The following is a 15,169-nucleotide window of genomic DNA, read 5'->3' on the forward strand; positions in this document are numbered from 1 at the left end:
CCAATCAAATCGGTAGAAGAAGTTTCTTCGTGGCAACTGATCGTAATTAAATTTCTCTCAAATCGATGCGCCATATACTCCACAAAACGGGATTTTCCTGTTCCGGTAGGGCCTTTCAATAAAAAAGGAATTTTATTTTTATAGGAATGTTCAAAGACTTCTATTTCTTTGCCTACGGCATGATAATAAGGTGTGGGTATTAAAGTATCTACTAACATATTTTTTAATTTTTTTTGAAAAAACCGAAACGTAAAACAATCGTTTTTATGGAAATGGAAATTCAAAAACTGTTGTCAAAACGTTCCGGCTAAAAAAGGCTGAATTAGTAAGTTATTTTATTTCTAAAGCTTCATCGGTTGGTCGTCCATATTTAAAGAAATCAAATATAAACAGACCAATTCCTGTGGCGAACATTGTAGCGCAGATCAACAATACCACGAAGTGAATGCTGATTTCGTTTTGCACGACCATAAACTCCATTTTCATTTTTCGCTCCAAATAAACCTGCACCACTCCGGCTACTCCAAAAGCAACTGTCATTCCTAACATTCCGATATTGGACAACCAAAAAGCAGCCATTCCTGTTGCGCTTTGGTATCTTTTTCGTCCAGTTAAATTCGGTAATGCATAGCTGATAATCGCCAAAACAATCATCGCATAAGCGCCCCAAAAGGCATAATGTCCGTGCATAGCAGTTACTAAAGTTCCGTGAGTATACAAATTGGTTTGTGGCAAAGTGTGCGCAAAACCAAGTAATCCAGCTCCAACAAAAGACACTATAGAAGAACCAATTGTCCAGAATAGAGCTATTTTATTAGGATGGCTTTTTTCGCCTTTACGATACATATTCACAGCAAACAAAGCCATTGCCAAGAAAGCCAAAGGTTCTAGCGCAGAGAAAATACCACCAACAATTAACCAAATTTTGTTTACACCTATATAATAATAATGGTGTCCAGTTCCTAAAACTCCCGAAAGGAAAGTCAGTCCAACAATTACATACAACCATTTTTCGATTACCTCTCTGTCAACGCCAGTCAATTTGATTAATAAATACGAAAGGATACCTCCCATAATTAATTCCCAAACACCTTCAACCCACAAGTGAACCACCCACCAACGGAAGAATGAATCCATTACCTGACTGTCAAACCAAATCATTCCAGGTAAATACAATAAGGCCGCAAACAGCAATCCCATAGTTAATACCAATGCGGTTGTGGTTTTGCGTTTTCCTTTGAATAATGTTCCTAAAATCAATCCTAAAAATAATAGAACATTAATAACAACCAAGAAATCAAGCTCCCTAGGAATCTCAAGAAATTTTCTGCCTTCCCAGTGGTTTAAGTGAAACCCAATAATTGCAATTACACCAACAACCGCAAGAGAAATTAACTGTATGTATGCCCATTTCACGCTGATTAATTCGCGTTGTGCCTCTTCGGGAATAATGTAATAGGCCGCTCCCATAAAACCGGTTAACAACCAAACGACCAATAAATTGGTATGTACTGCTCGAGCAACATTAAAAGGAATTACATCGTGTAAGCCCTGTATTCCTATTCGATCAAAGCCCATGATAAAACCATAGACAATCTGCAGTGAGAACAATAGCATACACAGTGCAAAAAACCAGTAGGCTACTTTTTGTGATTTATATTTCATATTTAAAAATTTTAATTATTTTTCTTTAGCTAAAGGAGAAACGATGCGGTCAAACCCATTCAAATCAATTTTTCCAATCCATTTTAAATACGCCACAACAGCATCGGCGTCTTTCTCATTCATATTATAGACCACCATTTTTCGTCCGTTTGGTGCCCAAGGCACTGGTGACATCAATACTGCTTTGACGTATCCTTCCCCTCTTCGGTCGATCACTTTGGTTAATTCTGGCGCATAATAGCCTCCTTCGCCCATAATGGTGTGGCAACCCATACAATTGTTGTGTTCCCAAATTTCTTTTCCTCTCACTACTTGTTTGTCAATAGCCTTGTAATTGGTTTGATCATTTCTGGGCATAAACGAATAAACAGTCAATCCTATAAAGATTAAAAAGGTTACCAAAGTTCCTCCCAGAAAAAATGCTCGTGCTTGTGATTTTGAAAGCATAATAATCTGTTTTTTGTTAGTTAATAATTTTGTTTTTTAATAAAGGATATTTTTGTCTTTTATTGTTTTGCAAATATAAAGGATATTTTTGTCTTTTATTTAATTTTTTATCATTTATTTCAAATAAAATATTTATTATTTTTTTAATCCGTACTATATATAAGTAAACCCTAAAAACTGTTGCTTAATAAGTTTTCAACAACAAAATGTTCTTAAGTCATACTCGAAATATGATAAAAATCATGTTCTGATTTTTCAAATAATCGTAAAATTATAAAGTCAAAAAAAGAAGATTCCCAAATCTCATTCATTTCTTTTTCAATTATTTATACAAAATAAAAAATAATATATTTAATTAAGGATAAATTTGTCTTTTATTAAAATACTACCTATTTTTGTATTCTAAATTTTAATTATAAAAAACAACACTATGGAAACTTTAGAGAAAATCACAATAGGTGAATATGTAGCAAAAGACTTTAGAACAGCAGCTTTATTTTCAAAATATGGCATTGATTTTTGTTGTAATGGCAATAGAAGTATTGAAGAAGCATGTGAGAAAAAAGCTGTAAATCCTAATGATTTATTACAAGAAATTGAAGCTGTTTTATCATCAAAAAGCGATTCAGGAATCGATTACAATGCATGGCCAATTGATTTATTAGCTGATTATATTGAGAAAACTCATCATCGTTATGTTTCAGAAAAAACACCTATCCTACTTCAATTTTTAGACAAATTAAGCAGAGTGCATGGAGCCAATCATCCTGAATTATTAGAGATTAATGATTTGTTTAAAGGTTGTGCTGGAGAATTAGCTCAACACATGAAAAAAGAAGAGCTGATTTTGTTCCCTTTTATCAAAAAAATGGTTCGCGCCACAATTTCAGATGAATTAATTGAACAGCCTCATTTTGGAACCGTAGAAAATCCAATTGCCATGATGATGCACGAACACGATGCCGAAGGAGAACGTTTTAGAAAAATAGCGGAATTAAGCAATAATTACACACCTCCTGCAGATGGATGCAATACCTATAAAGTAACATTTGCGATGCTTCAAGAATTTGAGGCCGATTTACACACACACATCCATTTGGAAAATAATATTTTATTTCCAAAAGCTACCAAGCTTGAAAAAGAATTTTCAGCTCAATCATAACCAAAATTAACACTAAAAACCAACAACTATGGGAAATTACGTCATCAAAAGAAATGGAAAATACAAACCATTCGAAAGTTATAAAATCAAGGATGCAATTGAAAAAAGCTTCAAGAGCGTCTCTGTAGTTGTTGATGAAAGTGTTTTTGACAGTATCATCATCCAACTCGAAAGCGAAGAAATATGGTCTGTTGAGGAGATTCAGGATTTAATTGAAAAGAAGCTATACGAAAAGCAATACTTTGATGTGATGCGCTCTTTCATGTTGTTTCGCCACACCAGAAAGTTACAGCGTGAACATGTTAACGGATTAAATGAAGACACCACTTATGTAGACAGTACACAAACTATTCGAGAATACATAGAACAAACCGATTGGCGTATCAATGCCAATGCCAATACTTCCTATTCTAATGCTGGATTGGTCAACAATGTGGCAGGAAAGATAATTGCTAATTATTGGCTGGATAAAGTGTATACCAAAGAGGAAGGCTATGCGCACCGCAACGGTGACATCCATATTCATGATTTGGATTGCTTAACGGGCTATTGCGCGGGCTGGAGTTTACGTGTGTTGCTCAACGAAGGTTTCAATGGTGTGAGAGGTCGTGTGGAGAGTAAACCACCTTCCCATTTTAGGGAAGCTTTAGGCCAAATGGCTAATTTTCTAGGGATTTTGCAAAGCGAATGGGCAGGAGCTCAGGCCTTCAGTTCATTTGACACCTATTTGGCTCCTTATGTTTTTAAAGATAATTTAGGATTTGATGATGTTTTAAAAGCAGTCAGAGGTTTTGTTTACAACCTCAATGTCCCAGCGCGTTGGGGACAATCTCCTTTTACCAACATCACTCTGGATTGGATTGTTCCGGACGATTTAAAAACACAAATTCCGACCAAAAACGATTATCATATTTTTGAAAACAACACTACCTCTGATCTATTAATTAGAGCTAAAAAAAGAGGTGTGTCCAAAGTAACCGACTTGCGATATGAGCATTTTCAAAAAGAAATGAACCTCATCAACAAAGCGTATTATACCGTAATGACTGAAGGTGATGCCAACGGTCAACCATTTACCTTTCCGATTCCAACGGTAAATATCACCGAAGCCTTTGATTGGGATGGAGAAAATACCGATTTGCTTTTTGAAAATACAGCCAAAATTGGGTCGTCCTATTTTCAAAATTTCATAGGAAGTCAATATATTTTGGATGAAAATGGTAATCAAATTGAAAATGAAAATGCCTATAAGCCCAATGCGGTACGAAGTATGTGCTGTCGTTTGCAACTCGATCTACGTGAATTATTAAAACGTGGAAATGGTCTTTTCGGAAGTGCCGAGATGACTGGAAGCATTGGTGTGGTAACCATCAACATGGCCCGTTTGGGTTATTTGAACAAAGGGAATAAAGAGAAATTATACACTCAATTGGATTCACTTTTATATATCGCCAAATCGACTTTGGAGAAAAAAAGAGTATTTATCCAAGAAATGTATGACCGAGGATTGTATCCGTACACCAAACGTTATTTAGAACATTTCAGAAATCACTTCTCGACTATTGGTGTCAACGGAATGAATGAAATGATTGAAAATTTTAGCAATGATGAAGACAATGTAACTTCTGAAACCGGTATTGAATTTGCCTCTGAAATACTGGATCATATTCGCAAAAGAATGAAAGAATTCCAAGAAGAAACCGGAAATCTATACAATCTGGAAGCAACACCAGCCGAAGGAACAACTTATCGTTTTGCCAAAGAAGACAAAAAACGTTTCGATGATATTATTCAGGCGGGACAAGAAGAAAATATTTATTACACGAACAGTTCTCAAATTCCCGTTGATTTTACACAAGATCCATTTGAAGCTTTGATGCTACAGGATCAATTACAGTGCAAATACACTGGAGGGACAGTTTTACACTTGTACATGAGTGAAAAAATAAGCTCACCAGAAGCCTGTAAACAGTTTGTCAAAAAAGTAATCACGAATTTCAGATTGCCATATATTACCGTAACGCCAGTGTTTAGCGTATGTCCAGTACATGGCTATTTGAATGGAGAACACGAATATTGTCCAAAATGTGACGAAATCATAATTGAGGAAAAAGCAAAATTCATTGAACTATAAAAAAGTTTAGAAGTTTAGCTTCTTTTAATCTCTATAAACTTCTAAACTCTCTGAACTCATAACCCAACTAAACTATAAAAAACATGAAACTAACAACCAATCAGATTTTAGAGCAAAATCAAGAATTACGCACCAAGTGTTTGGTGTACACACGGGTAATGGGCTATCACAGACCCGTAGAAAGTTTTAACATAGGAAAAAAAGGTGAACACAAACAACGAACTCATTTTACAGAAGGAAAGTGTTGCTAAACCTATTTATAGCTTAACCCCTTTTACTTTATTAGACTACCCACATAAATCAGCTTGCATACTTTGGTTTGCAGGCTGTAATATGCGGTGTCTTTATTGTTACAATCCCGAAATTGTTTTTGGAAAAGGAACTATCTCATTTGAAAAAGCACTTGAATTCCTGAAAAGCAGAAAACAGTTACTGGATGCGGTCGTTTTTAGTGGTGGCGAGTGTTTGTTGCATAAAAAGAGTATTTCGTTTGTCTCCGAAGTCAAGAAAATGGGAGTCCTAATCAAAATTGACACCAATGGTTCCCAACCCGAGGTTCTGAAAGAACTCATTCAAAAAGAACTTATTGATTATGTAGCGCTTGATTTTAAGGCAATGCATGAGAATTTCGAAAAGATAACGCAGTCGAAACTTTTTATTCCCTTCGAAAAGTCATTACTTTTATTGCTTCAAAGTGGAATTTCTTTTGAAGTACGCACAACAGTGCATTCTGAATTATTAAAGAAAAATGATATTCAACAGATGATTACCTATTTAGAAAAAGTAGGTTATGTGGGAAATTATTATATCCAACATTTTGTGAATGGCGCCCCTACAATAGAAAAACTGGGACATTCGTACAAAGAATTGGAAAACGAAAATATTTCAACTCAAAAAATTAAAGTACATTTTAGAGGATAGTCCCTAAAAGCAAATGTATTATTTTTATAATGCTGAAAACGCTGAAATTTTAATCAAATGAAATCAACTACACCTATAAAAAGAGCTCCTGAATTAAAAGCATTTAGTCACGACCATCACCATGGTTTACTTCTTTGCTGGAAAATTAAAACCGGAATGGCGAAAAACATCGAACTGAAACGCATCAAGGAATATGTTAATTGGTTTTATCAAAACCATCTGCAAACGCATTTTGAATTGGAAGAAAAATACATTTTCACAATTCTAGAAGCAGACAATGAACATATTCAACAGGCATTGAAAGAACACAGACGTTTAAACGATTTATTCGAAGCCACTTCGGATTTGGAAACAAATTTAAAATGCATCGAGAAAGAACTCGAAGCACATATTCGTTTCGAAGAACGTATTTTATTTGCTGAAATTCAAAAATCGGCCACAAAAGCACAAATGGAAACAATTGAAGAAATTCATTCCAAGGAAGCTTTTATAGAAAATGAAGACGCTAATTTTTGGACCTAAAATTAAATCTTAATCCGTTTTTAGACCACTTTTTTACAAAACAAGAATAACCAAAATCTACAATGAGAAAACATTGGATATTAATTTGCTTCATTAATTTTTTTATTGCTTCGCTAATGGGATTATTGCTTCGATGGATGTATGTTTCCCCGATTGAAGGAGTCAATTTTCAGTTTTTGATGCATGGCCATTCGCATGTAGCGATGTTAGGCTGGGTGTATTTGATGCTGTACTGTTTGATCTTTCATTTTTTTGTTCCAAAAGAAGCTCAACAAAAAACCATTTATAATCGATTATTTTGGGTAACAGAACTCGCCGTAGTTGGCATGATGATTGATTTTCCGGCACAAGGATATGCTTTTGTGTCTATTCTCTTTTCTACTTTGCATATTTTTTGCAGTTACTATTTCTGTTATTTAATTTGGAAAGATGCCAAACCTGCCACTTTCCCCGAAAGAAGGATGTTACGAACGGCTTTATTTTTCATGGTATTCTCCACATTGGGCGTTTGGTGCTTGGGTCCGGCAGTAGGATTACTGGGAAAAGCAAGTGCCTTTTATCAAATCGCTATTCAGTTTTTCCTTCATTTTCAGTTTAACGGTTGGTTTATGTTTGCTGTTTTGGCCTTATTTTTCAAGCAATCAAAAATAAATATCGACGAAAAGAAGTTCCGTTTGTTCTATAATTTATTCATTATCGGAACCGTATTAACATTGGCTTTGCCAGTGAGTTGGTCACTTTCGAATCCTATTTTTTATTGGATAAATGTAATTGGGGTTGTAATACAATTATTTTCGGCAATACTTTTTATACAGTTTATTCAAACTCAATTACTGACGTTCTTCGCCCCATTGTCTTCATTAGAAAAAATCGTTTACCGCTTTGCCCTGCTATCATTAGCCTTAAAAATTATCATTCAAATGGTTGTCTTGGTTCCAGAACTGGCACAAGTATCCCATCAGATTCGGAATTTTGTCATTGGATACATCCACCTGACCATGTTGGGTATTATCACTGGTTTTCTGTTTGGATTTGCTTTTCAAAATGGTTTTTTAAACTCTAAAAACGCCGTTCAAAAATGGGGAACAATCCTATTTTTATTGGGATTTGTGGCTACCGAAATTCTTTTATTCCTTCAAGGTATTTGGCTGTTTTTGAATAATGTGTCATTTCCGGATTATTATAAAAATTTATTTTTGTTAAGCATCTTTTTGCCAACAGGGCTTTTGATGCTGACAATTGGTATTTTTAAATTTAAACCAAAAATCATATGAGCCATCATTTATTGTTAATCATCCATCTTTTGAGTGCTACCATTTGGGTGGGCGGTCATTTATTGCTCGTCTTTGCTCATTTACCACAAGCCCTAAAAGACAAAAATCAAAATATAATCCTCGACTATGAGCGAAAGTACGAACCAGTTGGAATGACTGCTTTGGTCTTGTTGGTAATCACCGGAATTATGATGGCTTATAAATATGGCGTCAGCATCGAATATTGGTTTCATTTTGATACGCCAATAGAAAAAGTCGTTTCAACAAAATTGCTTTTGCTTTTGCTGACCGTGCTTTTTGCATTGAGCGCACAATTCCGAGTATTGCCAAAATTAAAAAACAGTTCTGATAAATTGCCCGAAATGACTTTTCATATTCTATCTGTCACCTTTATTGGTGTTTTGATGCTTATTTTTGGTTCTTTTGTGCGTTTTGGAGGTTTTTAATTTTGTAAAGTTCTTGGGTTTGCGGCAATTTCTTTCTAGCAGTTGCTCGCGTGAGGGGTTGAAGTGGAGCTCTTTTTTTGTCCCGTTTTTTTTCGGGATAAAAAAAGCGGGAACGTAAAACCCGACCCGCAGGGGCACGCCCAAAAAATGAGAATTTTGATTAAAAAGACTTAAACCTTTATGGTTATTAATATAGAGAATAAAACTTATTTATTAAATTTGTAAAAAACCGATTATGTTTTCCAAAACCTGCGAATACGGCATTAGAGCCACAATTTTCATAGCTTCTGAATCCTATCAGAACAAAAGAGTTGGACTCAAAGACATTGCCAAAAAAATTGATTCCCCCGAAGCTTTTACGGCTAAAATTCTTCAAATATTATCGAAAGACAACATTATAAATTCTATAAAAGGAGTTGGTGGTGGTTTTGAAATCCCCAGGGAAACGATGAAAGAGATCAAACTGGCACAAATAGTAAATGCCCTGGAAGGCGACCGCGTTTTTACGGGCTGTGGCTTAGGCCTTACCCATTGTTCTGAAGACCACCCATGCCCCATGCATGAGAAATTCAAATCCATCCGAAATGAATTGGCTTTTATGCTCGAAAATACAAATCTAGAGGAATTAGCATTGGGAATTAAGACAGGAGATACTTTTTTGCGATACTAAAAAAAGTAAACTTATATTTACATGATGTTTTATTTAAGTATCTGATCTTAAACCCAAATTATCATGAATAAATCTAAGGAATCCAACTTATCCACTCTTTTAAAAGTAGATTACGAAGAAAAAAACACTATCTGGCTCACCAATAGTTTGACTCTCCACAAGATTATTGGTGTTTTGGGAATGGCGATGCCTTTACTTTTATTTTTATTCCTATACGTTGATAATGGACTACAGCATCCATTAGAATCCATTAGCCATTATTACTATACGCGAGTGAGTGGTATTTTTGTAATAATCTTAAGTCTATTGGCATTTTTTCTGATTGTTTACAAAGGCAAAGAACCTGTTGATTTCTATATTTCCCTATTCGCAGGATTTTTTGCGCTCTTGGTGGTTTTATTTCCAACAAATAATATCACCAAAGAATGTTGTGATCCAGTGGCAAAATACTCAGTTACCTTTTTGCCTGTAAGCCATTTCAGAATGTATTTTCATTATTCGGCTGCAGCATTATTTTTTTTATGTTTATCCTATATGTCATTCTTTTTGTTTACTAAATCAAACAAATCACCGAGCGAAAGAGGAATACAAAAAACTATTCGAAACCGAATTTACAGAACTTGCGGAGTTTTGATGCTTTTTGCTCTGCTAATATTATTTGCTGGCTCACTTAAAATAATCCATCCAAGCTATTTTAAAACATTCCCATTGACCTTTTGGATGGAAACCTTGGCTATTGAAAGTTTTGGTTTTGCTTGGTTAGTCAAAGGAGAAACACTTTTTAAAGATTAATAAACAGCTAATTGCCATTATACTATTTTTAAAACTCTTTAATAAATCAATTATATTTACTTAAAAAAGATTGTGCTTCTACTTTTTTACAAAGACTAAAAAACGATAGAAAATGAATATCACTTGTAAAAACTGCCATCAAACTTTTAAGGGACATTATTGTAGTAATTGTGGGCAAACTGCTGAGACTCATCCTATAAACTTACACTTTTTATGGCATGATATTCAGCATGGATTATTCCATTTTGACAATGGAATAACCTACACAGCCAAACAGTTGTTCACCAGGCCAGGACATTCAATTCGGGAATTTATAGAAGGGAAAAGGGTGAAACATTTCAAACCAATTTCTTTGGTAGTGGTTTTGGCAACAGCTTATATCGCTTTAATCCATTTGTTTCATATCGACGTATTTGTAAAAACGGAACAAAATTCAATTCCAAATTATCACATTGATATTGATCAACTTAAAGAATGGATGATTTCACATTTTGCTTGGATTACGTTGGCATTTATTCCTTTACATACTATTGGCACTGCTATTTGTTTTAGGAAACAAGGTTATAATTTTATCGAATATTTTGTACTTAACACTTACAAAGCGTCACAAAAATTATACGTCGCCATACTATTTATCCCAATACTTTACCATTTTAGCGGAACTCCTTCTATCGACAAAGTAACCAAAACGCTCATGCTCATTGATTTCGTTCTGTATTTTTGGACCAATGTGCAATTTTTTAATTATTTATCAAAAACAAAAACGTTCCTTTTGACACTATTGACACATTTAATATTCTGGTTTATAGTATTTTTGATTGCTATCTGTGCGCTACTCATTATTGATAAGGTTTAAACTAAAATCCAAAAAAAAGGCTTGATTAAATCAAGCCTTTTTCAATTACTTAAACTGCTATTGCTACTTGTTCGGGGATACAAAGCTCTAAGAGTTCTTTTTTGTATTGATTCAACTGATTTTCGATATTTAATTTGCTTTTCTCAAACCAATTATTTGAAGCAATTAATGATTGGTAATATTCAATCCCTTCATTCAAATTACTTTTGAAAGCTTTTAGCTTCTTTGTTTGGGCTGCTGTGATTTGTTCTGAAAATTCATTGATTTCATTTTTCAGATAATCCATGTACATTTTCAATTCATTGATAATTACATTTGGACGTTCTTTATTTCCAAGTACGGAAGTATTTCCATAAATGTGTTTCACCATTTCCAGAAGCGAAACTTCTTTGTCAAAATAAGCCAAATTAGGACCTGGACAAATAACCACTCCTTGGGATTGCCCTTTAATTTTGATGTTATTTTCAAGATAAGAAGCATTGGCCAAACCTACACAAAGGCATGCTTTCTCAGTAATGCTATTTTTCTTTTTATCAAAAGCTTCTTTGGACAACGAATCCTTAACGGCATCCAATTCCTCCAATTTCAGATCTTGATATTTTTTAGATGCAGGACACATTCCTTTAGGTCCATATTCTTTACTCAGAGCCAAGAATTTTTTAGGACAAGAACTTCCTGCTTTATCTTCTTGAATACGTTTTTGTTTAAAAAACTCATTCGTAGTTCCTTTAACCGCATTGAATGGAATTCCCAGAGGTGAAATATGGCTCAAATAAAAATCGTCTTCTTTGGCTTTTTCCAATAATGCTCTTGTTTCCGCATCTACAGAAGTAGCTTCGGGAACCAATAAAAATGGCGAGCCCCAACCCACAGAATCTACTTGATAGTGTTCCAATAAAAAGTCATGTTCTTCAGCAGTACCAACACCTCCTTGAACTGTGATTTTTAATTCTAATGGAGTTTCAGGAATATGCAATCCTTTTATTTCTAAAGCTTTTACCATCAACTCGTGAGCCGATTGAATTAATTGTTCTTTCTTTTGTTTGAATTCTTCAAGAATAGGCCCCAACAAATATCCATCGGTGGCAAAGGCGTGTCCACCACAATTTAGTCCTGATTCTATTCGGTATTCCGAAACCCAAAGTCCTTTTTTGGCCAAGAAATTCCCTTGTATCATTGCCGAGCGAAAATCACTCACTTTTAGGATAATTTTCTTCTGCAACTTATTATTTACATCTGGATAAAAAACAGGAAAATTTTCAAAATAAGCATACAATCTAGGATTCATCCCTGCAGAAAGTACCACTGATGATGACAAATTACTATTGGCAAAACCACGAAGAGAAGCATGTGCATCATTAAACTCAACAGGTAATTGTTCATTTTTAATGAAATTGTCTTTATCCACTTTGGTCATAATATTCACATCAATTTCACCTGCGGAAAGATTCTCTTCAAGGTAATTTTTGATGGTATCTTTAAAAGCAATTCCGTCGTCGATTAAATCTTGCAATCCTTTTTTGATTTCCGATTTATTGGGCAACATCGCAATATAATTTTCCAAAGCCTGTTTGCTTTCGGCTAATTCTGCTTTGAATTTTTCAAATTTATCTTTTACGATAGTGTCCATCAAATTCAAATAAGATGTAACACGTTCGGCACGATAATCATGAATCTTTTCTGTGATTTCCTGATAAGGTATTTTGAATTTTTCGCTGTAAAAAGCATTCATTCTTTCAATCAAATCGTCATCTATAATAGAGACAACAGATGAAATTCCATATTGAGCCACACGTATTGGACTATCAATAGTATAGGCCAATCCCATCACTGGAATATGGAAAGTATGTAGTTGTTTTTTTGTCGTCATAGGTATAAAATTGGTTTATTAAACTTTCATGCAAATATCACGATAGTAATTTGCTTAAAAACTGATAAATGTCATACTCCCAAGAAACATATTGTAATAGATTTGTGGGTTGCAAAAACCACAAAGGCAATTTTTTAACAAAAACATTTTTTTTGAGACTTTTAGAAAGCTTCTAGAAACGTGTAGCTTCAAAGTTTTACCTTATATTTGCATAGAATTAATCTTCAATTAAAAAAAACACCATTAAAGTTTTTAAAAAATGAAAAGTCTTAAAGAACGTATATTGGAATTGAAAAAAGAGAAAAATGCGGTAATCTTAGCGCATTATTATCAAGAGTCCGATATTCAAGATGTGGCAGATTATGTAGGAGACAGTTTGGGACTATCCCAAGAAGCGATGAAAGTAGATGCCGATATTATCCTTTTCGCAGGAGTTCACTTTATGGCCGAAACTGCCAAAATATTAAACCCTACTAAAAAAGTAATTTTGCCTGATTTGAAAGCAGGTTGTTCACTAGCCGAATCATGTCCTGCTCCTTTATTCAAAGAGTTTACAGAAGCACACCCCGATCATATCGTAATCACTTATGTAAACTGCTCAGCCGAAGTAAAAGCATTGACAGACATTGTAGTTACTTCCTCTAATGCAGTAAAAATTGTAGAATCTATACCAAAAGACAAACCTATTATTTTTGCTCCTGATAAAAATTTAGGAAAATATGTGATGGAACAAACGGGCAGAGAAATGCTACTTTGGGATGGTTCCTGTGTGGTTCACGAAGCTTTTTCTTTAGATAAATTAATCGCTCTGTACAAACAAAATCCAGATGCCCAAATCATTGCACACCCGGAATCTGAAACTCATATCCTAAAAACAGCCAACTACATTGGTTCTACAGCAGGGATGATCAATTATGTAAAAACCAATCCAAGCAACAAATTTATTGTAGCTACCGAAGCTGGTATTTTGCATAAAATGAAACAGGAGGTTCCTAATAAAATACTGATTCCAGCACCTTCAAACGAGGATAATACCTGTGCTTGCAGCGAATGTGGATACATGAAAATGAACACCCTTCAAAAAGTATATGACTGCTTGCTAAATGAAACTCCGGAAGTTAATGTTCCAGACGACATTAGAGAAAAAGCATTAATCCCTATCGAACGTATGCTCGAATTATCTTAAGAATGATTACAACCAATTATTTAATTATAGGTTCAGGAGTAGCTGGTCTGACATTTGCACTCAAAATGGCCAATCGTTTTCCTGAGAGAACCATCACCATTGTTACCAAAGCAAACGCGGACGAGTCTAACACAAAATACGCACAAGGCGGTATCGCAATTGTTACTGATAAAACGGAAGATTCGTATCAAAAACACATTGAGGACACTCTGATTTGCGGGGATGGTTTATGTGACGAAACCGTAGTTAAAATGGTTGTTACCGAAGGTCCTAAACGACTGAAAGAACTTATTGAATGGGGAGCTCAATTTGACAAAAATGCTAAAGGAACTTTTGATTTAGGCAAAGAAGGTGGCCATTCTGAAAATAGAGTGGTACATCATAAAGACCAAACTGGTCATGAAATTCAACGTGCCATTTTGGAACAAGTAATGCAAAAAGAAAACATTACTGTTCTCGATCATCATTTCGCGCTGGAATTGATCACACAAGACAATCGTTGTATAGGAGCTTATGCTCTTGACGAAAAAACAAATGAGGTAATCACTTATCAATCTGATTTTACTTTATTAGCCACTGGTGGTATTGGACACTTATACGGACACACCACTAACCCTATTATTGCGACAGGAGATGGAATTGCAATGGCGTATCGTGCTAATGCTGTAATCAAAGATATGGAATTTATACAATTTCATCCAACGGCTTTATTCGATACTTCAGCTGGTTCCAAATTTTTAATTTCCGAAGCTGTTCGTGGTTTTGGAGCTCGCTTGAGAACCAAGAAAGGGGATTTATTCATGCATCTTTATGATCCAAGAGCAGACCTTGCCTCTAGAGATATTGTTTCCCAAAGCATCGATTTGGAACTTAAAAAATCTGGTGACGAATGTGTGTATTTGGATTGTACGCACTTAGACATGGAAGGTTTCAAAAACCACTTTCCAATGATTTATAAGCATTGCAAAAAAGTAGGTATTGACCTTGAAAAAGATTGGATTCCCGTTGTTCCTGCCCAACATTATTTATGTGGCGGGATAGTTGTAGACATCAATGGAAAAACATCTATAGCGAATTTATTTGCTTGTGGCGAATGTTCCAGAACAGGTTTACATGGCGCCAATAGACTGGCTTCAAACTCCTTGTTGGAAGCTTTGGTTTACTCGGATAAAATATATCATTACTTGGCAGAAAATCCTTTTATCGCTCCAAAAACGGTCAGCA

The 15,169-nt window shown here is 34.8% G+C and carries 16 protein-coding genes; 12 read left to right on the forward strand and 4 right to left on the reverse strand.

The genetic code is table 11. The features are described from left to right. The 3 genes from VFS71_RS08655 to VFS71_RS08665 all read right to left on the reverse strand — a co-directional run. Positions 1-218 (reverse strand): AAA family ATPase (locus VFS71_RS08655; RefSeq protein WP_326400619.1); only part of this gene is annotated, 218 nt, incomplete at its 3' end. A gap of 112 nt (positions 219-330) precedes the next feature. Next, the gene (locus tag VFS71_RS08660) at positions 331-1,665 is read right to left on the reverse strand and encodes a cbb3-type cytochrome c oxidase subunit I (RefSeq protein WP_326400621.1); all 1,335 of its coding nucleotides are present in this window, start codon (positions 1,663-1,665) and stop codon (positions 331-333) included. 15 nt (positions 1,666-1,680) lie between these two features. After that, positions 1,681-2,112, reverse strand: coding sequence for a cytochrome c (locus tag VFS71_RS08665; protein ID WP_326400623.1), 432 nt, complete (start codon positions 2,110-2,112; stop codon positions 1,681-1,683). A gap of 430 nt (positions 2,113-2,542) precedes the next feature. Between VFS71_RS08665 and ric the strand changes: the two genes are divergently transcribed. From ric to VFS71_RS08715, 10 genes are all read left to right on the forward strand, one after another. Next, positions 2,543-3,274 (forward strand): iron-sulfur cluster repair di-iron protein, encoded by a 732-nt coding sequence (gene ric / locus VFS71_RS08670; RefSeq protein ID WP_326400625.1) that lies wholly within the window; start codon positions 2,543-2,545, stop codon positions 3,272-3,274. Between the two features lie 28 nt (positions 3,275-3,302). Further along, positions 3,303-5,408, forward strand: a complete 2,106-nt coding sequence (locus tag VFS71_RS08675) for a ribonucleoside triphosphate reductase (RefSeq protein ID WP_326400627.1) — start codon at positions 3,303-3,305, stop codon at positions 5,406-5,408. An 83-nt stretch (positions 5,409-5,491) separates the two neighbouring features. Continuing rightward, positions 5,492-5,659 (forward strand): anaerobic ribonucleoside-triphosphate reductase, encoded by a 168-nt coding sequence (gene nrdD / locus VFS71_RS08680; RefSeq protein WP_116763518.1) that lies wholly within the window; start codon positions 5,492-5,494, stop codon positions 5,657-5,659. Then, entirely contained in the window at positions 5,613-6,329 is a 717-nt protein-coding gene (locus VFS71_RS08685; protein ID WP_326400629.1) for an anaerobic ribonucleoside-triphosphate reductase activating protein, read from the forward strand. The genes nrdD and VFS71_RS08685 overlap by 47 nt, the downstream gene beginning before the upstream one ends. A gap of 57 nt (positions 6,330-6,386) precedes the next feature. Further along, a complete protein-coding gene (locus tag VFS71_RS08690; protein WP_326400631.1) occupies positions 6,387-6,851 on the forward strand; it encodes a hemerythrin domain-containing protein in 465 nt (154 codons plus the stop codon). 62 nt (positions 6,852-6,913) lie between these two features. After that, on the forward strand, positions 6,914-8,125 hold the full coding sequence (locus VFS71_RS08695) for a hypothetical protein (RefSeq protein WP_326400633.1): 1,212 nt from the start codon (positions 6,914-6,916) through the stop codon (positions 8,123-8,125). Further along, complete coding sequence (locus VFS71_RS08700; RefSeq protein WP_326400635.1) at positions 8,122-8,571, forward strand: CopD family protein; 450 nt, start codon at positions 8,122-8,124, stop codon at positions 8,569-8,571. The genes VFS71_RS08695 and VFS71_RS08700 overlap by 4 nt, the downstream gene beginning before the upstream one ends. A 235-nt stretch (positions 8,572-8,806) precedes the next feature. Beyond that, positions 8,807-9,241, forward strand: coding sequence for an RrF2 family transcriptional regulator (locus tag VFS71_RS08705; protein ID WP_100431833.1), 435 nt, complete (start codon positions 8,807-8,809; stop codon positions 9,239-9,241). Between the two features lie 63 nt (positions 9,242-9,304). Continuing rightward, entirely contained in the window at positions 9,305-10,033 is a 729-nt protein-coding gene (locus VFS71_RS08710; protein WP_326400637.1) for a hypothetical protein, read from the forward strand. 112 nt (positions 10,034-10,145) lie between these two features. Beyond that, a complete protein-coding gene (locus VFS71_RS08715; RefSeq protein ID WP_326400639.1) occupies positions 10,146-10,889 on the forward strand; it encodes a DUF3667 domain-containing protein in 744 nt (247 codons plus the stop codon). A gap of 49 nt (positions 10,890-10,938) precedes the next feature. Here VFS71_RS08715 and VFS71_RS08720 read toward each other — a convergent pair whose 3' ends face one another. Continuing rightward, a complete protein-coding gene (locus tag VFS71_RS08720) occupies positions 10,939-12,759 on the reverse strand; it encodes a hypothetical protein (protein WP_326400641.1) in 1,821 nt (606 codons plus the stop codon). A gap of 259 nt (positions 12,760-13,018) precedes the next feature. On the opposite strand from VFS71_RS08720, the gene nadA reads away from it, so the two are divergent. Continuing rightward, positions 13,019-13,945, forward strand: coding sequence for a quinolinate synthase NadA (gene nadA / locus VFS71_RS08725; protein WP_326400643.1), 927 nt, complete (start codon positions 13,019-13,021; stop codon positions 13,943-13,945). 2 nt (positions 13,946-13,947) lie between these two features. Beyond that, positions 13,948-15,169 (forward strand): L-aspartate oxidase (nadB, locus tag VFS71_RS08730; protein WP_326400645.1); only part of this gene is annotated, 1,222 nt, incomplete at its 3' end.

The organism is Flavobacterium sp., assembly GCF_035760125.1.
Classification (GTDB): Bacteria; Bacteroidota; Bacteroidia; order Flavobacteriales; family Flavobacteriaceae; genus Flavobacterium.